General features: G+C 49.0%; 21 protein-coding genes. 3 read left to right on the forward strand and 18 right to left on the reverse strand.

Going from position 1 to position 26,056, the window contains the following annotated elements:
• Positions 1 to 17: 17 nt before the first annotated feature.
• From HMPREF3091_RS01060 to trmJ, 15 genes are all read right to left on the reverse strand, one after another.
• The gene (locus tag HMPREF3091_RS01060) at positions 18 to 1,277 is read right to left on the reverse strand and encodes a dual-specificity RNA methyltransferase RlmN (protein ID WP_004847452.1); all 1,260 of its coding nucleotides are present in this window, start codon (positions 1,275 to 1,277) and stop codon (positions 18 to 20) included.
• A gap of 287 nt (positions 1,278 to 1,564) precedes the next feature.
• Positions 1,565 to 1,996: a nucleoside-diphosphate kinase gene (gene ndk, locus HMPREF3091_RS01065; RefSeq protein WP_004847454.1), complete on the reverse strand. Its 432-nt coding sequence runs from the start codon at positions 1,994 to 1,996 to the stop codon at positions 1,565 to 1,567.
• 298 nt (positions 1,997 to 2,294) lie between these two features.
• Positions 2,295 to 4,619: a peptidoglycan glycosyltransferase PbpC gene (gene pbpC / locus HMPREF3091_RS01070; protein ID WP_070713443.1), complete on the reverse strand. Its 2,325-nt coding sequence runs from the start codon at positions 4,617 to 4,619 to the stop codon at positions 2,295 to 2,297.
• Positions 4,620 to 4,629: 10 nt separating this feature from the next.
• The gene (locus HMPREF3091_RS01075) at positions 4,630 to 9,609 is read right to left on the reverse strand and encodes an alpha-2-macroglobulin family protein (RefSeq protein ID WP_371328669.1); all 4,980 of its coding nucleotides are present in this window, start codon (positions 9,607 to 9,609) and stop codon (positions 4,630 to 4,632) included.
• A gap of 138 nt (positions 9,610 to 9,747) precedes the next feature.
• Positions 9,748 to 10,584 carry an enhanced serine sensitivity protein SseB gene (gene sseB, locus HMPREF3091_RS01080; RefSeq protein WP_004847458.1) on the reverse strand — a complete coding sequence of 279 codons (837 nt, stop codon included), beginning with the start codon at positions 10,582 to 10,584 and terminating at the stop codon, positions 9,748 to 9,750.
• A gap of 88 nt (positions 10,585 to 10,672) precedes the next feature.
• The gene (gene pepB / locus HMPREF3091_RS01085; protein WP_070713448.1) at positions 10,673 to 11,971 is read right to left on the reverse strand and encodes an aminopeptidase PepB; all 1,299 of its coding nucleotides are present in this window, start codon (positions 11,969 to 11,971) and stop codon (positions 10,673 to 10,675) included.
• Between the two features lie 296 nt (positions 11,972 to 12,267).
• Entirely contained in the window at positions 12,268 to 12,468 is a 201-nt protein-coding gene (gene iscX / locus HMPREF3091_RS01090; RefSeq protein WP_004847462.1) for a Fe-S cluster assembly protein IscX, read from the reverse strand.
• 65 nt (positions 12,469 to 12,533) lie between these two features.
• Positions 12,534 to 12,869 (reverse strand): ISC system 2Fe-2S type ferredoxin, encoded by a 336-nt coding sequence (gene fdx, locus HMPREF3091_RS01095; protein WP_004847463.1) that lies wholly within the window; start codon positions 12,867 to 12,869, stop codon positions 12,534 to 12,536.
• Positions 12,870 to 12,871: 2 nt separating this feature from the next.
• Positions 12,872 to 14,722: a Fe-S protein assembly chaperone HscA gene (gene hscA / locus HMPREF3091_RS01100; RefSeq protein ID WP_070713452.1), complete on the reverse strand. Its 1,851-nt coding sequence runs from the start codon at positions 14,720 to 14,722 to the stop codon at positions 12,872 to 12,874.
• An 80-nt stretch (positions 14,723 to 14,802) separates the two neighbouring features.
• Positions 14,803 to 15,321: a co-chaperone HscB gene (hscB, locus tag HMPREF3091_RS01105; RefSeq protein WP_070713455.1), complete on the reverse strand. Its 519-nt coding sequence runs from the start codon at positions 15,319 to 15,321 to the stop codon at positions 14,803 to 14,805.
• Positions 15,322 to 15,470: 149 nt separating this feature from the next.
• Positions 15,471 to 15,794 carry an iron-sulfur cluster assembly protein IscA gene (iscA, locus tag HMPREF3091_RS01110; protein ID WP_004847469.1) on the reverse strand — a complete coding sequence of 108 codons (324 nt, stop codon included), beginning with the start codon at positions 15,792 to 15,794 and terminating at the stop codon, positions 15,471 to 15,473.
• Positions 15,795 to 15,894: 100 nt separating this feature from the next.
• Positions 15,895 to 16,281 (reverse strand): Fe-S cluster assembly scaffold IscU, encoded by a 387-nt coding sequence (iscU, locus tag HMPREF3091_RS01115; protein ID WP_004847471.1) that lies wholly within the window; start codon positions 16,279 to 16,281, stop codon positions 15,895 to 15,897.
• Positions 16,282 to 16,311: 30 nt separating this feature from the next.
• The gene (locus HMPREF3091_RS01120) at positions 16,312 to 17,526 is read right to left on the reverse strand and encodes an IscS subfamily cysteine desulfurase (RefSeq protein ID WP_004847473.1); all 1,215 of its coding nucleotides are present in this window, start codon (positions 17,524 to 17,526) and stop codon (positions 16,312 to 16,314) included.
• A gap of 70 nt (positions 17,527 to 17,596) precedes the next feature.
• Positions 17,597 to 18,094 (reverse strand): Fe-S cluster assembly transcriptional regulator IscR, encoded by a 498-nt coding sequence (gene iscR, locus HMPREF3091_RS01125; protein WP_004847474.1) that lies wholly within the window; start codon positions 18,092 to 18,094, stop codon positions 17,597 to 17,599.
• A gap of 232 nt (positions 18,095 to 18,326) precedes the next feature.
• Positions 18,327 to 19,058, reverse strand: a complete 732-nt coding sequence (gene trmJ, locus HMPREF3091_RS01130) for a tRNA (cytosine(32)/uridine(32)-2'-O)-methyltransferase TrmJ (protein WP_004847477.1) — start codon at positions 19,056 to 19,058, stop codon at positions 18,327 to 18,329.
• 231 nt (positions 19,059 to 19,289) lie between these two features.
• On the opposite strand from trmJ, the gene suhB reads away from it, so the two are divergent.
• Positions 19,290 to 20,093, forward strand: coding sequence for an inositol-1-monophosphatase (suhB, locus tag HMPREF3091_RS01135; RefSeq protein WP_008812492.1), 804 nt, complete (start codon positions 19,290 to 19,292; stop codon positions 20,091 to 20,093).
• 65 nt (positions 20,094 to 20,158) lie between these two features.
• Here suhB and HMPREF3091_RS01140 read toward each other — a convergent pair whose 3' ends face one another.
• A complete protein-coding gene (locus HMPREF3091_RS01140; RefSeq protein WP_070713460.1) occupies positions 20,159 to 21,169 on the reverse strand; it encodes a nickel/cobalt transporter in 1,011 nt (336 codons plus the stop codon).
• Complete coding sequence (locus HMPREF3091_RS01145; protein WP_070713464.1) at positions 21,160 to 21,825, reverse strand: DUF1007 family protein; 666 nt, start codon at positions 21,823 to 21,825, stop codon at positions 21,160 to 21,162. The genes HMPREF3091_RS01140 and HMPREF3091_RS01145 overlap by 10 nt, the downstream gene beginning before the upstream one ends.
• Positions 21,826 to 22,004: 179 nt before the next feature.
• Here HMPREF3091_RS01145 and HMPREF3091_RS01150 point away from each other — a divergent pair, with 179 nt between their 5' ends.
• The gene (locus HMPREF3091_RS01150; protein WP_070713468.1) at positions 22,005 to 23,015 is read left to right on the forward strand and encodes a PRD domain-containing protein; all 1,011 of its coding nucleotides are present in this window, start codon (positions 22,005 to 22,007) and stop codon (positions 23,013 to 23,015) included.
• Between the two features lie 61 nt (positions 23,016 to 23,076).
• On the opposite strand, the gene glyA is transcribed toward HMPREF3091_RS01150, so the two are convergent.
• The gene (glyA, locus tag HMPREF3091_RS01155) at positions 23,077 to 24,330 is read right to left on the reverse strand and encodes a serine hydroxymethyltransferase (protein WP_004847488.1); all 1,254 of its coding nucleotides are present in this window, start codon (positions 24,328 to 24,330) and stop codon (positions 23,077 to 23,079) included.
• 370 nt (positions 24,331 to 24,700) lie between these two features.
• Between glyA and hmpA the strand changes: the two genes are divergently transcribed.
• Positions 24,701 to 25,891 (forward strand): NO-inducible flavohemoprotein, encoded by a 1,191-nt coding sequence (gene hmpA / locus HMPREF3091_RS01160; RefSeq protein WP_070713470.1) that lies wholly within the window; start codon positions 24,701 to 24,703, stop codon positions 25,889 to 25,891.
• Positions 25,892 to 26,056: the final 165 nt, after the last annotated feature.

The following is a 26,056-nucleotide window of genomic DNA, read 5'->3' on the forward strand; positions in this document are numbered from 1 at the left end:
TATGAACGCACTCTGCGTCAGACCTCTCGAACCGCGATAGGTTCACCCGCCATTTTTTTCTTCATGGTCCGTTTTGTTCGGTCAATAACATCACCGGCCAACTGCCCACACGCCGCATCAATGTCATCGCCGCGTGTCTTACGCACGATCACGGTGAAGCCATACTCCATCAAAACTTTAGAGAAGCGGTCTACTCGACTATTCGAGCTACGGCCATACGGCGCTCCCGGGAACGGGTTCCATGGGATTAGGTTGATTTTGCATGGCGTATCTTTTAAGCATTCAGCTAACTGATGCGCGTGCTCCATACCATCGTTGATATGATCCAGCATGACGTATTCAACCGTAACACGCCCCTGATTTGCATTAGATTTCTCTAAATAGCGACGTACCGCACCGAGGAAAGTTTCGATGTTGTATTTACGGTTGATGGGTACGATTTCGTCTCGGATCTCATCTGTCGGCGCATGAAGAGAGATGGCCAACGCGACATCAATCATATCGCCCAGTTTCTCTAAAGCAGGAACAACGCCTGAGGTCGATAAAGTAACGCGGCGCTTGGAGAGACCAAATCCGAAATCATCGAGCATGATGTTCATTGCTGGCACGACGTTGTTCAGATTCAGCAACGGCTCACCCATTCCCATCATGACAACGTTAGTGATTGGGCGCTGTCCCGTGACTTTATGCGCACCGATAATTTTGGCAGCACGCCACACCTGACCAATAATTTCTGATACGCGCAGGTTACGGTTAAACCCTTGTTGTGCGGTAGAACAGAATTTACATTCCAGTGCACAACCGACCTGCGAAGATACGCATAATGTCGCGCGATCGTCTTCCGGAATATAAACCGTTTCAACCCGCTGGTCGCCCACCTGAATTGCCCACTTAATGGTGCCATCGGTTGAGCGCTGCTCTTCTGCCACTTCTGGGGCACGAATTTCAGCAATTTCTTTGAGCTTATTACGCAACACCTTATTGATGTCGGTCATCTCATCAAAATTATCGCAACAGTAGTGATACATCCATTTCATCACCTGATCGGCGCGGAAAGGTTTCTCACCCAACTTAGCGAAGAATTCGCGCATTTGTTGGCGATCGAGATCGAGAAGGTTAATTTTTTCCGACGTATTGGCCGGGGCAGACTGCATAGCATCAGCCTGCGCAGCATTTATAGGTGCGCTAATTTCAGACAAGTTTGACTCGACGACAATAGATTCAGACGTAATATCTGAATGAGATGAATGGGCTTTGATCACTGGATCTTTTGACATACTAAACTCTGGCCTCGTTGTTACACTTTGCGGCGCGATAATTAAGGTGACTGACTAGACAAGCGTAACGCCTGTTGCGGGTAGATACAAACTCGGTTCGCATCGTATTCAGTCTTGTTAGGTACAACACATTAAAAACATTGTATTAATAATTACGCTGATAATGTGTTTAAAAAAACGGCCCTGAGGAATAACCACTCAGGGCGCGATATTGTACTCGGTCTATCGGCGGGATGCTATGCCGTTAAGCTTCACGAACAGAATCTCTTACCGATTTGCGCAGTCGATTAACGAGTGCGTGGGCAAACTTCATTGCTTGCAAAGAAATAGGCAATTTCACGCTCGGCTGATTCTAATGAATCAGAACCGTGTGCCGCATTTTCGGTCAGGCTATCTGCATAATCAGCGCGCAACGTACCTGCTAATGCATTTTCAGGGTTTGTTGCCCCCATGATTTCACGATTACGGCGAACGGCATCTTTACCTTCCAACACCTGAACCATAATCGGGCCAGAAGTCATGAAATCAACCAGACCATCGAAGAATGGGCGGCCTTTGTGCTCAGCATAGAAACCTTCAGCCTGTTCACGGGTGAGATGAACCATTTTTGCTGCAACGATTTTCAGCCCTGCTGCTTCAAAACGAGAATAAATAGCGCCAATAACATTTTTAGCCACCGCATTGGGTTTTACGATGGAGAAGGTACGTTCTACTGTCATTTAAACCTCTGTCTAACTTCCAATGAAAGCCGTTAACTCCTTCGCGGTTAGCGCGTTAACGCTAAGAACTACGGAGAGACTATTTTCGTGAGTTTACGACCACATCAAGGCAGATGGAATATTTTTAGAGTTCTAACCATTTGAATGAAAGGATTATTCTCTTATTTTCATACCTCGATAGCCAAACTCCGGCTATGAATCGCCGCCGATTATAGATGGGCAGCTAATATTTGCCTATTGAAATGAGATAAAAATGTTAAGGAAATATTACTTTTTTGATTTAAAGCACAAAGCGGTATCACTCCACCTGAAAATCTACGCTGGCAATCTGCCCACCGCCATCCATTACTGTGAGCTGATAACGGCCAACTTTAGTGAATCGATAAAATAACGATGCCTCCTGCGAAACAAGTTCTCCGTTCAAAAACCACCAGCGTTGTCCCTCACCGCCCTGCGTAATCAGCCGCAAATCAATGTCCGTTTTTCCTGGGGGGCGACGCAGAATCGAGCCATCACTTAATCCAATCAAGATGAGAGGGGCTGATAGGTTTTCTACCGGTGGAGGACAAACTTTACTCGCAGCCGGAATACGGTTAGCTCGCTTTTCTGCCTCAGGTAACCAAGGCTCAAGCGGCAAGGGCCAGAGTGCTAGCAACTTCTCGACCGCACCATGACATTCTGGTGCAACCCGCTTGCCCTCGGCATCTAGCCATTCATGCTGCCAAATCCCCTGACTGCTCTCCTGTTCTGGAGCAACCAACGTCGGCGGAGTGGTTTCATCCAACACCCATGCCGAGCGCCGCTGACGACAATTTCCGTCTTGTTCATTTGATGGTTGTCCGCTGGGCCAACAGATCATTGCTCGTGTAACCGTTGATGGGCGCGGATCAGTGGGCCAGCCATTCCCCCGTAATGTCGGGTTATTCAGCAATAAATTATTCAGCTGAAATAGCAATGGTACCGCGGTGGCATAACCAAACTGCCCTGCTACTGGCGTACCATCTGGCCGCCCAACCCATACGCCAATGGTATAACGCGCATTAACCCCTATCGCCCACGCATCGCGATAACCGAAGCTGGTGCCCGTTTTCCAAGCAAGAGGCACAACTGCGCTAAGTGAATCATCGGGCTCTGGCCTTGCTTGCCCTGCTAACGTACGCCGAATAATCCATGCCGCTCCCGGCGACATTAATGGACGGTTATATATTTTCTGCCCAACGACATAGCGCAAATCAGCACTTTCCCCCTGACGAGCCAAGGCACTATAGGTGGAAACCAGCTGTTCTAATCGAGCCCCCGCCCCCCCTAAAATTAACGCAAGATTCGGCTCGGCGTTATCGGGAAAACTCAGTTCTAACCCGGCATTACGTAATTGCGCAGCAAAGCGTTTAGGGCCATAGGCCTCTAATAGCTGCACAGCTGGCAGATTTAACGAACGGGTTAATGCTTCACTGGCGCTTACCGCGCCGTGGAAACCCGTATCAAAATTACCGGGTCGATAATCGCCAAATCGTCGTGGAACATCTTGTAATAGCGACTCGTTGTGGATCAAACCATCATCCAAGGCCAATCCATATAAGAATGGCTTTAAGGTTGAGCCAGGAGAACGCGAGGCTCTCACCATATCCACATGTCCAAAGCGGCTATTGTCGGCAAAATCTAGCGATCCCAGATACGCCTTCACCTGCATATCGGTATGATCAACAATCAAAACGCCAACGGAAGTCTTAGCAGGAAGACGAGAGACCCAGCCTTTAGCCAGCGTCTCTAGTTGTCGCTGTAACGAGGCATCTATCGTCGTGTTGATGACGCCCTGCTGAGGATAGGTTTGAATCATCCGTCGAGCTAACAGCGGTGCACTCTGTGGCATCTGGCGCGGTGACAACCAAACAGGTTCCTGTTTAATATCATCAACTTGCTGCTGTGTCCATACTTGATACTGCGCCAAGCGATCGAGCACTTTATTACGCGCGGTTTGTGCGCGAATAGGGTAACGGTCGGGACGTAAACGGCTAGGAGCCTGGGGTAATACCGCAAGCAGTGCCGCCTCAGAGCGAGTGAGTTCATCGGGGGGTTTACCCAAATAGGCCCAGCTTGCAGCGCCAATTCCCTGCAGCGTACCGCCAAAAGGAGCGCGGTTTAAATAAAGCTCAAGGATTTGGGTCTTAGACAGGTGCCATTCAAGCTGAGCCGTTCGCCAAACTTGGCGAACTTTGCCGCCAAACGTTCGAGAATGAGGATCCAGCAAACGCGCGACCTGCATGGACAACGTGCTACCACCAGAAATAATTCTGCCATGGCTAACGTCTTGCCATGCCGCACGCGCTAAAGCAAAAGGATTGATGCCAGGATGTTGGTAAAACCAGCGATCTTCATAGGTTAACAATGCTTGGAGATAATAAGGGGAAACCTGATCAACATTCACAGGGTATCGCCAAACGCCTTGCCCATCGGCGAATCTCCATAGTGGAGATCCATCAGCGGCAACCACGACGCGAGCGACTTGCACATCTTTGATGGGTAGCGGCCACACCCTATCCGCTACCCAAAGTCCAGTAACAGCCAACAGCGCAAGCAGTGCGATTATCCCGCACCACTTGCATAACCGTTTTAGTAACATCATCAACCGGTTATCACTGCCCAATGGTGACTGATTCTGGCGTGCTTCCCACCGCTCGCCATTGTGGAATATACATAGACTCCACCTGCGGCGCGGGTAGTAAGTATTTCCCTGGAGTAACGGCTCTTGCAAGATACAGCAGCGTTGTATGCTGTTCTGGCTGAACGTCTATCGCGGCAATATAGCGATCGTCTCTAAACTCTTGGTGTTTAACCGCTGACTGGCGAGATGCATCTAACAGGGAAACCACTTCGGCGGCAGCTTCATTCATACTGGCGCTGGAATCATTAAGATTTTGGTTTTCCAGTTCCACGCCCGCCGGTAGCAAATCAACAACCAGCGCGTCTGGGACGTGCTCAGATGACCAGATATCCAAGTGGACTAAGAACAATTGTCCACTTTTCAGTTGGTTTAGATCTACAGGTTTGCCGTCCAAGCCAAGGAAGTCACGTTTGATATCCAAATTGTTGCTCATCGGCTGCGGCGCTGACGTTGGATATCCCACTACGTCAAAACGAGGATAAAGTGCGGACTCGCCTTGGTTATTGATCACTACCCCATTAGCTAACCAAGACTCATCATAGTCTTTCACCTGCATGCTTTCACCGCTGGCTAAATCCATCCCTTTGGCAGATGAAATAACCGCTTTCCACGGCCCCTCAGCTTGACCAATAGCGTCTTTGCTTGCCATAAACACAGAATTCAGTTCCTGCGTAGACAAATACTGGATGGTGGTCAGTCGATCGGACAGTGAGAGTAAGCGCTGCTCCTGTGCTTTTGGATCCACGTTAAACTCTTCCATCAGCGCGATAATCATCGCTTCATCGCGCACTGGGCTACCATAATCGTCTAACCAGTAGTTGTTAGACTGACGCGACATTGCCAAGCCTTGTTTTAAAGCTTCTTCGCTGCGTGGCACATCGCCCATGACCTTCAGAGCAATACCTAATTGAACCAGCGGTAAACCCGATTCGGCCTGAGCTCGACGCTCATACAACTCACGTAAGGCACCTAACGGAGCCTGTTTTTGCTTGGCTAATACAAATCCCGCATAGGCTTGTACGGCAAAGCGAGTCGCGTCTGGGCGAGCACTGGAACTCACATCAATTCGGTTGCGATCCTGCAGGTAACGAAGTAATACGGCATCTGCCTGCTTTAATCCGTCGTCATACACCGCAAATCCACGCTCACGCGCGCGATGCAAGAAGTCGGTGACATAAGCGGTCAGCCAATATTCCTCTGGGCCATCACTACTCCATAGCGCAAAGCTGCCGTCGTAGCGTTGCATTCCCAGTAGGCGATTAATACCGGTTTCAATTTTTTGGCGGCGAACCTCATCGCTTGAGGTTTTAATGCCTAACTGCGCCAACTGCTGCTGATTGGTATATAACGATGGATAGAGCCCACTGGTTGTTTGCTCCGCACAGCCATACGGATAGGCGTACAGTTGACGAATATAGCGGGCTATATTCAGTGGCGGACGGCTTGTCAGTAATAACTTCGCTTCAGGAGCCTCTAGCCCAGAAAACTGTTCTGTATCCACACTCCAGCTTTCTCCCGGCTGAATCACGCTCGCCAAATGACGTGTTTCAGCGGGGTACGCAGGGCGGACACCAATTTTCCAGCTGTGCTGATAGTCACTGATTTGTTCGCCAGGCAGTTGCATCCCTACAATCCGCACCGCAACGCTACCTTCACCAAAACCATTTTGCGCAGTCACCGGGATGGTTAGGGTTTTGCGTTCGCCATTTTCCAAAACAAGCGGCTGACTATTTTCACCACTGAGGCTAATTAAGCCACTTGTGGTCAACGCAACCCCCAAGGTCTGCGGATGTCCTGATAAATTCGTCACATCAAGCGCGAGTTGGCTGCTATCACCGCCCGCTAAGAAACGCGGGGTTTGCAACTCTGCGATCACCGGCGCTGCTACCGTCATCTTGCGTTCTGCACTACCAAAATTCTGGCCATTCCACGCCTGCGCCATCAAGCGCAGTTCACCGTTAAAATCAGGTACCGGCAGTTGAACGACACCGTTACCATTTTCATCTAAGGTCACTCTTTGCATCTGCTGAGCAACAATATTGACATCCGTTGGTGGTTTTTTACCGCCGCGGGACATATCGCCATCACCACCAAAACGCAGCGTACCCAAACGACCCGATCCTTCAATCAACTGACCATAAATATCATATTGATCTGCGCCATAGCGTTTACGGCCTAAGAAGGCGTCATAAGGATCAGGCGTTTTAAAATCAGTGACATTCAGAATTCCAACGTCTACCGCAGAGAGCAATACCATGACATCTTTCTGTTTCTCTCCTTTGACGCTGGCAACGTTTACCTGAACGGGTACGGTTTGGTTAGGCCGAATTTTATCTTGAGCGGTCAACGTCACATCTAATCTACGCGCCTCTTCATTCAGCGGTACATGCAATAGGCCTACTGCGCGCTTCGGCGTCACTTGGCGATCTTTCTCTCCAGGACGAACCACCAGCGCACTAAGATACAAATCGTGACGGCGCCAAGCCTGATTTAGGGGAACGTCGACCGTAATGCCTTTTTCCGGCACATCAATTTCCTGCCACCACAGAGGCCCTTCACTGGACTCCATCATCAGATAGCCTTTACCTGCGCTTGGCGCAGTAATCGTGACCTTAGCTTTTTCACCCGGCTGGTAGTTTGGTTTATCCAGTTTGAGCTTAACCTGATCGGGACGCACTGCTCCCGTACCATCGGTATTATCTTGCCAACGGTATCCAGCCCAGAAGCGCACGCTGTTAATTAAGCCATTATTGGGATCTTTGACCTCAATACGATAAGAGCCCCACTCTACGGGGAAGCTCACTTTTGCACTGCCTTCAGCAGCGATATTCAGCGTTTGCTCTCCCACCGCGAGATCTTTTTGATCGTACTGCGACTGCCAGCCAGATGACTCAGACCACTGCCAGTAGTAATCCCTACGTTCCTGAATGAGCGTGGCTTTTAGTCCCTGCTTCGCCAAGCGCTTCCCTTGAGGATCGGTATAGATAACATCAAACGAGGCTTCGCTATTTTCATCCACCATTGGCTGGCTGCGATAGCTATTGGTTTGATAATCGTAGATTTCTTGCTTGCCAAACAAAGGACGAATTGCTGACAACGTTTTGGCAGGCCACACATTCTGCTCACTGCGACGAGTGACAGGACGTCCACCTGATTCTAATAAACTGGCTTGAAAAATAAGACGCACCGGCGATTTAACATCACCCCACTGGCTTTCTGTTTTGATACTCGCTTTACCTTGCGCATCCAGCGTGGTATCGACTTCATCCAAAGTGCGTCTGAGGCTTTCCTCAGGCTCTAAACCAAAACGATAGCCCGGTAAATCGGCAACGGCTTCAGTGAGTGGACGCAAATAAAGCTGGCCTTGTAAGCGATTAGAATCCGCCGGAGCGCCATATAAATAGCGACCAGAGACATCAAACGTTACGCTCTGTTTCATCTCAAGCGGAGTCGTACTTTGCGGCTTGACTTCTAATGCCATACGCTCAGGCATGAAGTCTTCAACGTTAATGGCGTAGTAACGTGGCTGGTTATCACCAAGATTAAAGCGCAGCGACCATTTGCCCGTAGCCGCACCTTCCGGCAAGGCATAACGATATTGATACAGTCCATTTTCTGGTTTCCAGACAAAGCTGGATGCCAAGCTGTCATCTGGACGTAAAACATCCACTTTGATCGGCTGTTCCGGCAGTGGCTGCCCATCGGCATCGCGCAGCAACGCGTTAACAATGACCGTTTCGCCTGGGCGATAGAGATCGCGAGGACCAAAGGCAAATATCTGCTTAGTGAACCCCTTTGGACCATCAATATCAAACTCGCTGAGATCCAACGCAGGTTGTGTTAAATCGATAATGCTGGTCTGCCCATTTTGGGTCGCCAACAGTAATTTCGCTTTCGGTGATTTACCCAGCTGTGCATGACCCTGCGCATCCGTTTTACCTTCAGCCAGCACGCGGCCTTTCTCATCTAGCACCTGCAAAGCGACGTCTTTCATCGCTCCACCACCGGCGAGTGCTTGAGTAAATACATCCATGCGCTCATGGTAGCTATGTAACGAAACACCGATATCGCTCAGCGTGAGTAGCGTGGCTGGATTGCTATAGGTGTAACGACCTGCCTGCTGCATAACCGCAAGGTAAACACCGCTGTCTTGTAATGGCTTTATATCTGCGAGTGGCAGTTGAAGTTTTTCTCGCGTGTTACGCTGAGGGTTAAGATCAAAACGTCCGGTATAAACAAGATCGGCCATTTTTAGCAATTCGTCGGCACGCCAAGATTCAACAGACTGGCCATAGCCCCACTCAGATAGAAACGCGGGTAGCGACGTCGATTTGATGCGATAGAAATTCACATCAACACTGTTCACGTTAAGCGCCATAACCGGTAAACCCGCTGCGACTTTACCTGGCAATAGCGAACCGCGGCTAGCAAACCCAACGCTTGGTTGAATATCCTTGGTGGCTATTTTCTGTTGGGCTTCTTTACCCAGAGTCGCACCGTTAAGAGCGGTCAATTCAGGATCAACCGTTAATAATAATTTGCGCTTGGGCTCCAAATGACGCAAACGCAGTTCACGTAAGTTATCTGCCAGCTCCCATGCACCATCAATTTTGCCATTCTCGGTGTCGACTAAATGAACACGATCGGCAAATTTTTGTTTGGGATCTAAAGGAACGGAAAATGTCAGGACCAGTGCCGCAGCACCATCCAGCTGTAGCTCTGAAGCATCCAGCATGGTCAACGCTTTACCCTGCGACTGTTTCGCCAATACCGTAAGTTCAGCATCGGTTAGGGCTTTCTTCTGCGTCACTTCCGCTGGAGCAGACTGCGCCGTTTTAACATCGTTGTTATCACATGCAGAAAGCGCTGAGATAAATGTGGCCACAAGTACACTGCGACGTAAAATACGTGCGGTACGGTGTTTATCTGGCAGGGATGATCCTTGGCGCATGACATTTTCCATTATTAGTCTGAATGACTCTATTATCTGCGACAAATAATGAAAGTGAAATGCCGAAAATTTAATTCGGAATATACTAGGCCTAAAATGAAAATAGAGAGCCTAGCGGCTCTCTCTATCATTGCATTATTACGCAGTTCCACTGGCTGGAATGCTGTTTCTAAGCCAGCTGCCCCAGCGGCGCTGATAAAACGGCTGAGTATGCGTTTTGAGATAGTGACTTACCGCATCGCCTTTCTCATCCGTCACCAGACAGAGATCAACGGGCTCCTCTTCTGGTGCCGTTTCGCTCGCTAAGCTTCCCGTCTCCTGAATCAACAGTTCGATTTCAGCATCTGAGCCGTCAATTTCTAATCCAATCAACAGGTTTGGCTTTTCATCCACGGTTTGATCCTGAAATAGGGCCAAATAAGCATTACGTACAATTTTACGCTGGGTAAATAACGTCGTTAACGCATCAACCATTGCAGACGGGTACTCTTCCGGCTGGCCAAGCAAGATTTTGCTTCCACCGTCAATCACCTGCTCCATCGGCTGCGCCATGCCCCCAGTCTGGAGGAGCATCGCCACTTCCTGCGGATAAAAGGCTTTGCCATATTCACATTTTGGATTCAGAAACAGCTGTGCGCCTTTTGTCATTGCAAATAAATCACGCACCGGCAGCGCCATAAACGGCTGTTCTTCATCCTCAACCGCCTGCTGTAGCATTTTCAGCGAGGAGAAAAAGGGAATCGTTGATAGACCATCCTGCATCTCCCAATGCTGAACATTCAGCTCAGCATTAGGCGCTATGATTAACTCACCTTTATCCTGTACACCGCTTTCGGCCAGAATATAAACCGTGGAATCTAGCAACGTGCGGTAAAACAACGTGCGATAAGCAGGATCTTTCACCGCCTTTTCAAGGCTTTTTTCTAGCTGTTCTTCCGGCGTGTCATGGTGATGATCGTGATGATGAGAACTCATCGGGTACTCCAAAAATGATCGGTATATCAACCGTCTTCTAGCCTCCCCCTTCTCGGGGGAGACGTAGAATGAGGTCTAAAGCTCGTAATTAAGCCTTCGCCTTTTCCAACAACAGATTCGCCAGCGCTCGCACGCCTAGACCCGTTGCACCCGCAGCCCACTGGTCGACCGCACTTTTGCGATAGGTCGCGGAACAGTCAATATGTAACCAACCTTGGCGATACTCTTTAACGAAGTAAGATAGGAAGGCCGCAGCGGTGCTCGCCCCAGCGCCATAGGCAGCACCAGCAACGTTATTCAGTTCCGCGAAATTAGATGGCAGTTGGCTACGGTGGAACTCAGCCAGCGGTAAACGCCAGAAGGCTTCGTTTTCCTGCTCTGCGCTTTGCAGTAAATCAGCGGCCAGTGCATCATCAAAGCTGAACAATGCATGGTAGTCATTACCCAATGCGGTTTTAGCCGCGCCGGTCAGGGTGGCACAATCGATGATCATCTCGGCATTCTGTTCTGATGCATCAATTAAACCGTCGGCTAAGACCAAACGTCCTTCCGCATCGGTATTCATAATTTCAACGGTTTTACCGTTACGGTAAGTGATAATATCGCCCAGTTTAAAGGCGTTGCCGCTGACCAAGTTATCTGCACAGCACAGGAACAGTTTTACACGCTGATTTAAACCGCGTGACACCGCCAGCGCCAGTGCGCCAGTAACCGTGGCCGCGCCGCCCATATCCGACTTCATGGAGTCCATGAATGCGCTTTGCTTCATGCTGTAGCCACCTGAGTCAAAGGTAATACCTTTGCCGACCAAGCAAGCCAGAACCGGTGAATCAGGATTGCCGGTTGGGTTGTAGTCCAACGCAAGCAACACTGGCGAACGTTCAGAGCCACGACCGACGGTATGCAGCCCCATGTAACCCTGTTCACGTAGATCTTCACCTTTGGTAATGCGATAGCTCACGTTATCACACGCTACGCTGCACATCAGATCGACGGCACGCTGTGCCAGTTGCGAAGGCCCAACGTCTTCCGCTGGCGCATTGATCGTGTCTCGTACCCAGTCAACGATCTTCAGGCGGCGATCTAATTCTGCACGATCGGATTCACTCAGTTCTGGCCACTGCACCTGACGCGATCCTTTTGGACCACGGTAGCCTTGCCAGAATGCCCAACATTTTTCCAGATCCCAGCCTTCACCACTCAGGTGTACCTGTTTGATCCCTTGGCCATCCAGCTTACGTGCCGCACGCTGGACGGCGACAAGTTCGCTACTGCCGTTCAGGTGGATCACCATACCTTCGGCATTAGAGCTCAACAGCGCTTTTTCCCCCCAGCGTGCATCCGCTGGCTGATGGGACAAACTAATCGGCATAAATTCGTTCGACATAAGTCTTCTCCTGATATCCCCGTCTTACGTCAAATACAGATGCGTTGGCCGTAACTTGTATGATGCGGGGTATAGTTATTAATCGTTCGTTTTTCAGTGAAATTGTTCAGCGATTATTATTGCTCAGTATTTATACCAAAAATAATTCGAGTTGCATTGAGAAAGCCAGCAAGCGCATTCCAATGATGCGTACACAGCGAACGTCGCCACCCCTGATGCTGCTTGAATTATGACGGGTACATTTACTACGGGTACATTTAGTAAAAAGGCCACCTTCTCAGGTAGCCCTATGCTGTTTACTCTGCTTCATCTAACCAGACTAGCAGGATCGCTTCCAGAATTTTTTCGTTCGATTTTGTAGGATCATCATCGAAATCTTCTAGATCGCAAATCCACTGGTGCATATCGGTGAAACGAACCGTTTTAGGATCAACATCTGGAAACGCGTCATACAGCGCTTCGCCAATCTCACGGCTGTCTTGCCACTTAAGTCCCATATATTCTCCCTAATAAGCGTTATCAGCACTGCCCACGTTCAAAATGACAGACGCAATCGCTTATTTTAATGCTCACGCGCGTGGTTAACGGTGTAACGAGGGATCTCAACAACCAAATCCTGATCCGCAACTTTTGCCTGACAGCTCAGGCGACTTTCCGGTTCTAGACCCCATGCTTTATCTAGCATGTCATCTTCCAGCTCGCTGCTTTCTTCCAGCGAGTCAAAACCTTCGCGGACGATACAGTGGCAGGTTGTGCAAGCGCATGATTTCTCGCAGGCATGTTCAATTTCGATTCCGTTACGCAGAGCAACGTCGAGAATCGTTTCGCCTTCCTGAGCTTCAAGAACTGCGCCATCTGGGCAGTGCTCCTGATTAGGAAGAAATACGATTTTTGGCATTTTTAAACCTCATCCACAGAATGACCAGCCAGCGCTCGGCGAACAGATGCATCCATCCGGCGCGCAGCAAATTCTTGCGTTTGTGCATCAAGCACTTTAATCGCAGCTTCAATATCTCCAGCAACATCACCCGCAGCGGCCTGCTCTAGGGCAGTAACGGCCTGCTTGATGTTACTCAGCTCTGACTCGCTGAGCAGTGCAGAATCTTCCGCCAGCGCACCGTTCAGGCTTTCCAACACACGAGCCGCTTCTACTTTTTGTTCCGCCAGCATACGCGCACTGATATCCCCCGTGGCATTTGCCATGGAGTCTTTAATCATGGTGATGATTTCATCATCGCTCAGGCCATAGGATGGTTTTACCTGAATCGAAGATTGCACACCGGTGGATTTCTCCATCGCGGTGACGCTCAGCAGGCCGTCAGCATCGACTTGGAAAGTTACGCGAATATGCGCACCGCCAGCAGGCATGGCAGGGATCCCTCGCAGAGTAAAACGAGCAAGGGATCGGTTGTCTTGAACCAGTTCTCTCTCACCCTGCACCACGTGGATCATCATGGCGTTTTGGCCATCTTTGAACGTCGTGAACTCCTGCGCACGCGCTACCGGAATCGTGGTATTGCGTGGGATCACTTTCTCAACCAATCCGCCCATGGTTTCTAAGCCCAGAGACAGTGGGATAACGTCCAACAGCAGCATTTCCGAATCAGGTTTGTTACCCACCAGAATATCTGCCTGAATAGCGGCACCAATGGCCACGACGCGATCGGGGTCGATAGAGGTCAGCGGTGTACGGCCAAAGAAATCGCCCACCAGTTCGCGAACCAAAGGAACGCGAGTAGAACCCCCAACCATCACCACTTCAATCACTTCATCGGCGGTGACGCCAGCATCTTTCAACGCACGGCGACAGGAAAGCAACGTACGCTTAACCAAAGATCCAATCAGTTCGTCAAACTGCGCGCGAGTCACGCAGCCTTTCCAGCCCGCCACCTCAACGTCTACCTTTTCAGCATCGCTGAGCGCGATCTTGGCTTCAACAGCCACATCAAGGAACTGACGCTGAATGCGCGCATCGCTGCGATCGGCATAACCAGATTGCTCACGTAAAAAATCGGCCAGCAGATGGTCGAAATCATCACCGCCCAGAGCAGAATCGCCGCCGGTCGCTAAAACTTCGAAGACACCACGGCTTAAGCGCAGAATAGAAATATCGAAAGTGCCACCGCCCAGATCGTATACCGCAATCACACCTTCTTGGCCTGAATCCAAACCATAGGCAATCGCCGCTGCGGTAGGCTCATTCAGCAAGCGCAATACATGCAAGCCAGCCAGACGCGCCGCGTCTTTCGTCCCCTGACGCTGAGCATCATCAAAATAAGCAGGAACGGTGATCACCACGCCATCCAGCTCACCTTCCAAGGTCGCTTTGGCGCGCTCTGCCAGCGCTTTTAAAATTTCAGCTGACACTTGAATCGGGTTCACCGATCCGCCCGCCGTTATCATCATCGGCAAGCCATTTTCGCTGGCCTCAAACTGGTAAGGCATATGCGGATAGCGTGCTTGCACATCGGCTAAAGAGCGTCCCATCAGGCGCTTGGCAGAACTAATGGTATTAACCGGATCTTGAGCCGCCTGTTGGCGAGCGTCATAGCCAACGTTAATTTCATCTTTAAGATAATGGACGACAGAAGGCAGCAAATGACGGCCCTGCGCATCGGCCAGAGTTTCTGCTTGGCCGCTGCGCACGGTCGCCACCAATGAATTGGTCGTACCTAAATCGATACCCGCCGCTAAACGGCGTTGATGCGGAGCAGCACTCAGCCCCGGCTCACTAATTTGCAATAAAGCCATCTTGAGCTTCCGTTAAACAAGATTTGTCAGAACAACGTCTGTTAGCAAACATCCATTGAATCAACACAATCAAAAATCGGTTATAGGCCCAGCAGTTTTTCTTCGAGTTGTTCCACTTGCTGCTGTAGCTTGTCGAGAAAACGTAGCTTACGTACAGTGTCCGCCGCTGATTCCCACTGCTGTTGATCCAGCTCGGTAAGCATCTGTGCACTGCGCGTTTTGGTCATTTTAGCGATCCGCGCTGAAAAGGCTATTAACGCTTCTTCAGGGTCGGCCTTATGCGCAATACCATCAAGCTCTTCACGCAATTCTAACTGTTCCATAAGGAACGATGTATCACGCATTGTGTGCTGTTCATTACTCAAATCAAATCCCTGCAAAAAGAGCATATACTCTGCGCGTTTAAGGGGATGTTTTAGAGTTTGATAGGCATCATTGATGGTTGCAGCTTGTTGAATAGCCTGCATACGCTCGCGTTCAGGTTTAGACGCGTAGCGATCGGGGTGGAATTGACGCTGCAATTCCTGATAGCGTGAAGCAAGAAGGCTGCCGTCCACTGGGTAGCGAACCGGCAGCCCGAATAATGTGAAGTAATCCATGCCGTGCTCTGATGTTGGTCTGTGGATGAGGTGTCCCAAAATACCTCATATACCCTAAATAATTCGAGTCGCAGGCAACGCACATGCAGCTTGAACTATGACGGGTATACAAAACGTTGCGATACGTCAGCAGACAGCAGTCCGGCCAATCAGACGTTAAAGCTTTCGCCGCAGCCGCACTCGCTGGTCATATTTGGGTTGTTGAACTTAAAGCCCTCGTTCAGGCCTTCTTTCACGAAGTCCAGCTCCGTACCATCAAGATACGCCAAGCTTTTACCATCAACGATCACTCTTACGCCTTTGTCTTCAAACACCACATCATCTTCATTGGGTGCATCAACAAATTCCAGTACATACGCCATTCCCGAACAGCCAGAAGTTCTCACTCCCAGACGTAAGCCATACCCTTTACCGCGGTTAGCCAAAAATGTCTGTACGCGCTGTGCGGCAGCGTCGCTCATGCTAATAGACATACAACAACCTCAATTCTTGTTAAGCGTTTCTCTGATAACGGTTACTGGCGATTCAGTCTTAAATCGCCAGTCCTGAAACTCACTGAAAAACGTCTACAAATTACTTAGCGGAATGCTTCGTTTTATAATCTGCAATAGCCGCTTTGATGGCGTCTTCAGCCAAAATCGAACAGTGAATTTTCACTGGTGGCAGAGCCAGCTCTTCGGCAATATCCGTGTTTTTGATAGCCTGAGCTTGGTCGAGAGACTTGCCTTTTACCCATTCGGTAACCAGTGAACTTGATGCGATTGCTGAACCACAGCCATAAGTCTTAAAGCGAGCATCTTCAATGATACCCTCATTGTTGACTTTAATCTGCAACTTCATCACGTCGCCACACGCGGGTGCGCCGACCATGCCGCTACCAATGGTTGGGTCTTCGTTATCGAAAGAACCAACGTTGCGCGGATTTTCATAATGATCAATAACTTTGTCGCTGTAAGCCATAACGTTACTCCTTAAATTTGAATCCTGAGATTAATGAGCAGCCCACTCAATGGTGCTGATGTCTACACCCTGCTTGAACATATCCCACAGTGGAGACAGGTCACGCAGACGGCCAATAGACTTACGAACCAGAGCGATGGCGTAGTCGATCTCTTCTTCCGTGGTAAAGCGACCCAATGAGAAACGAATAGAGCTATGTGCTAACTCATCGTTCATTCCCAAAGCACGCAGCACGTATGACGGCTCCAAACTGGCAGAAGTACAGGCTGAACCAGAAGATACGGCTAGATCTTTCAATGCCATAATTAAGGATTCGCCTTCGACGTAATTAAAGCTTACGTTCAGGATATTCGGTGCACCGTGCTCTAAAGAACCATTTAGGTACACTTCTTCAAGATCTTTTAATCCATCCCACAGACGATCGCGCAGCGCGCGCAGACGTGGAACTTCGGTAGCCATTTCTTCTTTAGCGATACGGTAAGCTTCGCCCATACCGACGATCTGATGAACAGGCAAGGTACCCGAACGCATACCGCGCTCATGACCACCGCCGTGCATCTGTGCTTCAATACGAACGCGTGGTTTACGACGGACGTACAGTGCACCAATACCTTTCGGGCCATAAATTTTGTGGCCAGAGAAAGACATCAAATCGACTTTCAATTTGCTCAAATCGATAGGCAGTTTGCCTACGCTTTGCGTCGCATCAACGTGGAAGATGATGCCACGGCTGCGGCACAGTTCACCGATAGCTTCGATGTCCTGAATCACGCCAATCTCGTTGTTTACATGCATGATAGAAACCACAATGGTATCTTCACGCATGGCTGCTTCTAGCTCTTTGAGATCGATAATACCGTTACGTTGCGGTGCCAGATAGGTCACTTCAAAGCCTTCACGTTCTAACTGACGGCAAGTGTCCAGCACAGCTTTATGTTCGGTTTTGCTGGTGATGATGTGCTTGCCTTTCTTCTGATAGAAATTAGCAGCACCTTTAATCGCCAAGTTGTCAGATTCGGTTGCTCCGGAGGTAAAGACGATCTCACGCGGATCGGCACCGACCAGTTCAGCAATGTTGTTACGTGCGATATCTACCGCTTCTTCCGCCTGCCACCCAAAACGGTGGGAACGTGAAGCCGGGTTACCGAAAGTACCGTCCAAGGTTAAAAACTGCATCATCTTTTCAGCTACGCGCGGATCGGCTGGCGTAGTTGCTGAATAGTCTAGATAAATCGGTAATTTCATTCTCTTGCTCCGTACATCACTTCCAAATAATGCATTTAAAGAAAGTGTTATGACTCGTCGTCGCAGCTGCTTATGCGCGCAGATTCACGTTAATCGTGTCCTGACGACCGTTAGTATTGGCACCACGACGCGTATCGGAATTCTGGCGATCGGCAACATCTAGCACTTCTTGGTTATTCACCAGTTCAGCCAGAGTGATGTTATTCAGAAAACCGCTGATACGCTCACTCAAGTCACGCCACAGCGTATGCGTCAGACAACGGGTCCCACCCTGACAACCTTCTTTACCCTGACAACGCGTTGCATCAACAGATTCATCAACGGCAGTGATCACGGTACCTACGGCGATTTCAGCTGCGTCTTTACCCAGCAGATAACCACCGCCCGGTCCACGCACGCTGGAAACTAATCCATTCTTGCGCAGACGCGAAAATAATTGTTCCAAATAAGAGAGCGAGATGCCCTGACGTTCGGAAATATCTGCCAGCGGAACTGGCCCTTCCTGGGAGTGCAATGCCACATCAAGCATAGCTGTAACAGCGTAACGGCCTTTGGATGTCAGTCTCATGGCAAATAGTAACCTTTAAGAAAAAAGATGAAACACGCTTACTTATCGAACGCGTTAATTTTCTCATTCCTGAGTAAAACAGTCAACTATTTAACCTAGTAATTCACTCAACTATTACATCCTGTTAAAACAACGTTACCAGTACAACAACATTCCCTGTTTACTATCAGCATCTTACTCATCGGAATACCTGTGTATTTTACTATGATATTCCGACGAAAGCAGTCTCGATTTAGTGCTTTCCGTGCTCTTGCTTCTCAATTGACGCCAAAATACCGCGCAAAATGTTCAATTCTTGCGCTTCAGGGCGAGCACGAGTAAACAATCGGCGCAAGCGGCTCATGATATTGCCTGGATGAGTCGGACGGATAAATCCTGTCGCGTGCAGAGTTTCTTCCAGATGAGCGTAGAAACGTTCAAGATCGTCTACCAATGGATACGGCTCTTCTTCCGGCACCGGTTCGTGCGCGGCAATACGATCGAGATGAGCAACGCGTATTTCATAAGAAATGATCTGCACCGCCATCGCCAGATTTAACGAGCTGTATTCTGGATTAGCTGGGATCGCCACGTGGTAGTGACACTTTTGCAATTCTTCATTTGTCAGACCAACGCGCTCGCGGCCAAAGACAATCGCTACCGGCGCATGTTCAGATTCCATCGCGCTACGCTGACCGCATTCGCGTGGCTCTAACATTGGCCAAGGCAACGAACGAGAACGTGCGCTAGTGCCGACTACGAGGCTACAGCCTGCGATAGCCTCATCAAAGGTATCAACGATAGTCGCGTTACCAATCACGTCGCTCGCACCAGCCGACAAGGCAATAGCCTGAGAATCCGGTTTCACGAGTGGATTGACGAGATAGAGGTTAGTTAACCCCATAGTTTTCATAGCTCGTGCAGTCGAACCCATGTTTCCGGTATGGGAAGTCTCCACCAGCACAATACGAATGTTGTCCAGCATGCTAACTCTGAGTTGGTTTGGATAATCGGGATATCTTAACATAAAGCTTCTATTGATCGTTTCTATTGATTTAATCCGTTTCTGATTGAGTTTTCATCACGCCACCTTTTCATCGCAATCTATTGGTCAGATATAAACAGGAGTGAATTGAAATCAGACGTGGCTGTTTAATTCACAGCCTGCTATAATGCGCGCCGTTTCCTGTTCTTTAACATCCCGTGGAAGATACCCATGCATCCGATGCTGAATATCGCCATACGCGCTGCGCGTAAGGCTGGTAACCTGATTGCCAAAAATTACGAAACTCCTGACGCTGTCGAAACTACACAGAAAGGCAGCAACGATTTTGTGACCAACGTTGACCGTGACGCTGAACACCTGATCATTGAGACCATCCGTAAGTCTTACCCTAAGCACACGATTATCAGCGAAGAACGCGGTGAGTTGGTCGGTGAAGATCACGACATTCAATGGGTAGTTGATCCACTGGATGGCACTGCAAACTTCATCAAACGTCTTCCACATTTCGCAGTCTCTATCGCAGTACGCATCAAAGGCCGTACTGAAGTTGCTGTTGTTTATGATCCAATGCGTAACGAACTGTTCACGGCAACCCGCGGTCAGGGTGCTCAGTTGAATGGCTATCGTCTGCGTGGTGCAGCGGCTAAAGATTTAGACGGCACTATTCTGGCAACTGGCTTCCCATTCAAAGTTAAACAACACGCTCCTGCTTATATCGCCATTTTGGGCAAGTTGTTCACTCAGTGCGCTGACTTCCGTCGCACCGGTTCCGCTGCGCTGGATCTGGCCTATGTTGCCGCTGGTCGCGTTGACGGTTTCTTTGAAATTGGTCTGAAACCATGGGATTTCGCCGGTGGCGAACTGCTGGTTCGTGAAGCTGGCGGTCTGGTGACTGACTTTGTTGGTGGTCATAACTACCTGAGCTCAGGCAATATCATTGCGGGTAACCCACGCGTTGTTAAAGCTATTCTGGCTAACGTACGTGATGAACTGAGCGAAGCGCTGAAGCGTTAATTCTTGCGCTTGTTCAGTAAAAAAGCCGCTCTTTCGAGCGGCTTTTTCGTTTTAGCGACTGGCCGTTATCGTCCAAACACTCTGCCGCTTCCCATCCCCGTTAGCACCGCACTTTGATACATCAATAGGCCAATCAAAATAAGCAGCACACCTCCGGATAGCATCAGCGCTAAACGCCAATAAGGACTAAAACTTCGGCCACGTTGTATTGCCCAACGTTCCACTATTTTCCGAGCGATGTGCACTAAAAATGCAATTCCGCTAATCGTCAACGCCGTACCTGCAGCCATTGCCATGGCAGCTAACACGCCCCACAGATAAACGCCAATGACCTTGGAAAACAGCAGCACTAAAATAGCCCCAGAACAAGGTCGCATACCCATCGCAGCAACCACTGCCAACTGAGTTCGCCACGTGGTTGCCGTCGCAATTTCACGGTCATTTGCCACATGCTTATGACCACAGCCACAGTTGGCGCTATGCTGGTGATGGCGCTCTAACGGCTTTATCGCAGAAATATGTAGGCCGGATTTTACCGAGCTGCGCCTCATCAACCTGATCTTATTTAACGCTCGCCAGCAAAGCACCGCACCGAGAAATATCACCAAAGCATAGCTGGCTTTCTCTAACCAAAAACTGCTTAGGTGTAAGTCACGGGTTGAAAGCTGCAGCACACCTAACACGCCGGAAACCAGCGCAATAGCCACCAAGCCTTGCAGTAATGAAGCCGCCAGCGTCAAACGTACACTGCTACGTAAACGTGAGGGATGCGTTGCCAAATAGGTCGTAATGACAACTTTACCGTGTCCCGGCCCAAGCGCATGCAGAACACCGTAAGCAAAACTCAATGCGACTAGCGTTACACCTGCCTGCCGCGCATTATCTGCCACCCGCTGTAATAAATATGACATCGACTGATGGAGCGATTTCTGCCATTCAATACTCACCAGTAACCACTCATTCCAGTGTACAAATGCATATACCAGCGCGCTCATCGCTAACGCAGTCATCATGGCAATAGGGATAAAACGCCAACGCGTAGAGGATTTTTTGGCAGAGGAGAATATCAATGACATTTTATCTCCACTCGCTGGGCGAATTGCTTGCCAAGCTCCATATCTTCATCCGGCGCATCGGCCTTATCTAAGTTCAACGCATAGGCTTTTAGCGACGTATCTGGCTTTGGTGTTATCACCTTGAGAGTACAGCGTGCCTGCACATCTATTGGCAAAGTCACAGATTTCTCATCGGCGTAGGTCATATCTACATAGTACGTAGGATCATATGTCATGAGCGTAAATTCAGCATTGAGCGACTGGGGTTTTGCCAGCAGCATCTCGAATGACAAAATGGCATTATTACCCTCACGGCTAAGGTGATACTCACTCGGACGATTGAGGAATTTTACCTTTTTGCCCTCATGGTATAGCTCGGTAAAATAGTGCTGACCAATGACGTTTGCCATCACTTCTGCCGCAAGCTGCTTCCAAATCTCCGATCCGTTCGCCGCATTTCCCGCATCATAAAGCAAATCAGCGGACGTCAAAGGATCCATGGTCCACGTCATTTTCATGCCGGTTAATTGATTATCCGTAATGACCAAAGAGTTTTTCATCTCAATGAAACTGTGTGGATGAGCCATGACAGCCCGCGTCAAAAACAAGCCTAATGCAATGAATAAAATGCTAATCCAACGGTAAATACGCTGATTTTTGATGTCAAAATGCAACATAAACTCCCTGTTTAATCATTAGCCACCGCGACAAAGCGCGGCAAAATACTACATTCATTTATTTCTGTATCACAAAAATACAAAAACATGGCATATCAACCCCGCGGCTTTGCACAACTTTGCTATTCTTAGCCAACGAAACATGTTCATTCACTGACCTCAGCCAAAGAGAAATGAATATGAGTTTAGACACACCTCTGGTGCCTGAGCTCTCAGCACAGCAAAGGCACTGCAATCTTGTGCTATTGCTTTTTACACCGACGACTCCACTGCATCTGACCACTATTGGTCGGATCAATCGGGTTTTGCCTGAACAAGCCGAACAAGATATCCATAGCATCGGTCAGGAGATCATGCGTTTCCATGCATTACGCGTGGTATATCATCCGAAACAGGGGTATCGGCTACAGGGCTCGGCCTACGATCAGCGGCTATGTATGCTGCATTGGCTGAGGCGAGCTCAACGTCTGCTCCCAAATAGCATTGAAACCATATTCATTCCACGCATCAATGAAAAATATCCTGCCCCACCATCTGTACACTTTCTCCAGCAGATCGACGATATTCTTGAGCAAGCCGAGTCGGCACTACATCGGACGTTTGGCGAGCAATCCCGAGAGCTAATTCAGTATTTTTTACGCTACTGCCAGTATCAAAGACAAACGCTCTCTCTGCCGTCATTCCCGCAACATTTAAGATATTGGCTGCACGAGAAAGAAGAATACCGTATTGCAGAACGCCTCTGCCAAGCCACTCACGGTTCGTTGCCTATCGGTATACATGAGCTTGAGTCTGAATTTACCACGCTATTCTTAACGCTCATTAAAACCTATCGCTATTTACCTGAGATGCACTCAGAAGATCGGCATCTCATGGATGAAACAGAATTAGCCATTCAGCAAATTGAAAAACTGACCCAAATAACCTTTAACCATCGTGAACAGCTTTGCACCCAACTCTTTGCCCATATGGGGCCAGCAATCGAGCGCTGCTTATTTGGGATAAAAATAGGTAACCCTCTGTTGGAAGAGATCGAAACCCGCTATCCCGGACTGATGTCAATGACTCAGAAAGCCGTTCAACGTATCGAACAGAATTACCAAATTCATTTTCCTCCCGAAGAGCTTTGCCTCATCGCGGTTAGTTTTGGCGCATGGCTAATGCAGGAAGGCGTGCTCGCCGAAAGATAGAGGTTTCACAGAGACGAAAAAGCCCGCAATTACGCGGGCTTAGCACATCAGAAATCAGAGATTATGCGTAAACCGGTAACCGGGCGCAGATATCCAAAACTTTCTGTTTGGTGCGTTCAATAGTAGCTTCATCGTTGATGTTATCCAACACATCACACATCCAGCCAGCCAGTTCACGCGCTTCAGCTTCTTTAAAGCCACGGCGAGTAATTGCAGGGGTACCAACACGCACACCTGAAGTGACAAACGGGCTCTTAGGATCGTTAGGAACGCTGTTTTTGTTCACGGTGATATTTGCACGACCCAGCGCGGCGTCGGCATCTTTACCGGTGATGTTTTTATCAACCAGATCCAACAGGAACAGGTGGTTTTCAGTACCGCCAGAAACCACTTTGTATCCACGGTTCAGGAAGACTTCAACCATCGCCTTGGCATTTTTCGCAACCAGCTGCTGATATGCCTTGAACTCAGGTTCCATCGCTTCTTTCAGCGCTACCGCTTTACCCGCGATGACATGCATCAGAGGGCCGCCTTGCGCACCAGGGAATACCGCGGAGTTCAGCTTTTTATACATCTCTTCGCTGCCGCCTTTCGCCAAAATCAAGCCACCGCGAGGGCCAGCCAGAGTTTTGTGTGTGGTGGTGGTCACAACGTGAGCATGTGGAACTGGGTTTGGATAAACACCGGCTGCGACCAGACCAGCAACGTGAGCCATATCGACAAACAGATAGGCACCAATACGGTCAGCAATTTCACGCATTTTAGCCCAGTCAACCACGCCAGAATAGGCAGAGAAGCCGCCGATAATCATTTTCGGCTGATGTTTTTCAGCCTGAGTAGCCAGATCGTCATAGTCAATATGACCACTTTCATCGATACCGTAAGGAACGATGTTATACAGTTTGCCAGAGAAGTTAACTGGAGAACCGTGGGTTAAATGGCCACCATGTGCCAAGTTCATGCCTAAAACGGTATCGCCTGGCTGCAACAACGCGGTGTAAACAGCAAAGTTAGCCTGAGAACCTGAGTGCGGTTGCACGTTCGCGTAATCAGCACCAAACAGCTCTTTAGCGCGATCGATTGCCAGCTGTTCAACTACGTCGACATATTCGCAGCCGCCGTAGTAACGCTTACCTGGATAGCCTTCAGCATACTTGTTGGTCAGCTGAGAGCCCTGAGCCTGCATGACACGCGGGCTGGTGTAGTTTTCTGATGCGATAAGCTCAATATGCTCTTCCTGACGCACGACTTCCTGCTCCATTGCCTGCCACAGCTCGGCATCGTAATCGGCAATGTTCATTTCACGCTTTAACATCCGCTTCTCCTGACTCAGCTAACCTGAATTGTCTATTAGACATTGTTCAATAAAAACACACCCTCTTGGGCGACTGCCCACAGTGTAATATGTTTTCACCTTGTTACGATAGACCCTAGGCCATGTTTTTACGCAAACGATTGGCTTGGCGTGGAATAAGGATTTGATCTGGCGAAACAACAGGCATTGCAACCGGAGTTTTCTTCAAATGTGATGTGCAACTATTTCACTTAACAGAAACAATATTTGTAAGAGAGGTCACTAAATAACATCAACACAACAAAAATAGGGATTTACAGCGCAAAGAAAAATCTGTAAGTTGCATTTAAAATACATCATTAAAAACACCTGCATCTGTGAGGATACTTTTATGCTGGATAGCCAAACCATCGCCACCGTTAAATCGACCATCCCTTTACTGGCTGCAACTGGACCAAAACTCACCGCGCATTTTTACGATCGCATGTTTGAGCACAATCCAGAGCTGAAAGAAATTTTTAATATGAGTAACCAGCGTAATGGCGACCAGCGTGAAGCGCTGTTCAATGCGATCTGCGCGTACGCGACAAATATTGAAAATCTGGCGGCGTTGTTACCTGCAGTTGAGCGTATTGCACAGAAACACGCCAGCTTCAATATTCAGCCCGAACAGTATCAGATCGTCGGTCATCACCTGCTAAAAACGCTGGAAGAGATGTTTAATCCGGGAGATGAAGTGCTGGATGCATGGGGCAAAGCCTATGGCGTTTTAGCCGACGTCTTTATTCAGCGCGAATCACAGATTTATCAACAGAGTGAAAGCACACAAGGTGGCTGGCGCGATCTGCGTCCGTTCAAGATCCTCAAAAAAGAGAAACAAAGCGATCTCATCACCAGCTTTATTCTGGTGCCCGAAGACGGAAGCCGCGTGGCTGATTTCCAGCCGGGTCAGTACTTAGCGGTTTATATCCACCATCCGAGCTTGCCACATCAAGAAATCCGCCAATATTCTCTGACCAACGAACCCAACGGTGAATACTATCGTATTGCGGTAAAACGCGAAGGTCAGGGTCAAGTTTCGAACTTTATGCATGATATCGCGCAAGAAGGCGACGTAATTCAAATCGCGCCTCCGCACGGTGATTTCTTCCTTGAAGTCAAAGAAAACACGCCTGTTGCACTGATTTCCGGCGGCGTAGGCCAAACACCTATGCTCGGCATGCTGCGTACGCTACAGGCTCGCGGTCATCAGGGAGAAATTCAGTGGCTGCATGCTGCAGAAAACAGCAAAGTACGCGCCTTTGCCGATGAAGTGAATACGATTATTGCCGCTATGCCAAACGCACAAAGCCACGTCTGGCTACAGCAAACCAGCACAGACGATTGCATTGATGTCGATTTTAACTATCAGGGTTTAATGGATATCACGCCGGTCGCTGATGCGCTGAAAAATAATGAAATGCACTATTACTTCTGCGGACCGGTAGGCTTTATGCAACATGTTGCAAAACAGCTACAGGCACTGGGTGTCGATGCGGATCGTATGCACTATGAGTGTTTTGGGCCGCATAAAGTGGTATGAGTTTTCGATTAGCGATTAATGATGTCGTTGTTTATATGATCATTGTGTAAGGTTTAGACCGCCACTCAGCAACGGCTTTCACATGCCAGTTTGGAACGTCAGTATCCTATGAAATTGCGGTGAAATGTTTTGGTCACCTATGTTACTGCTGTGTAATGTTCCGCC

The organism is Hafnia sp. HMSC23F03, from assembly GCF_001816025.1.
Classification (GTDB): domain Bacteria; phylum Pseudomonadota; class Gammaproteobacteria; order Enterobacterales; family Enterobacteriaceae; genus Hafnia; species Hafnia paralvei.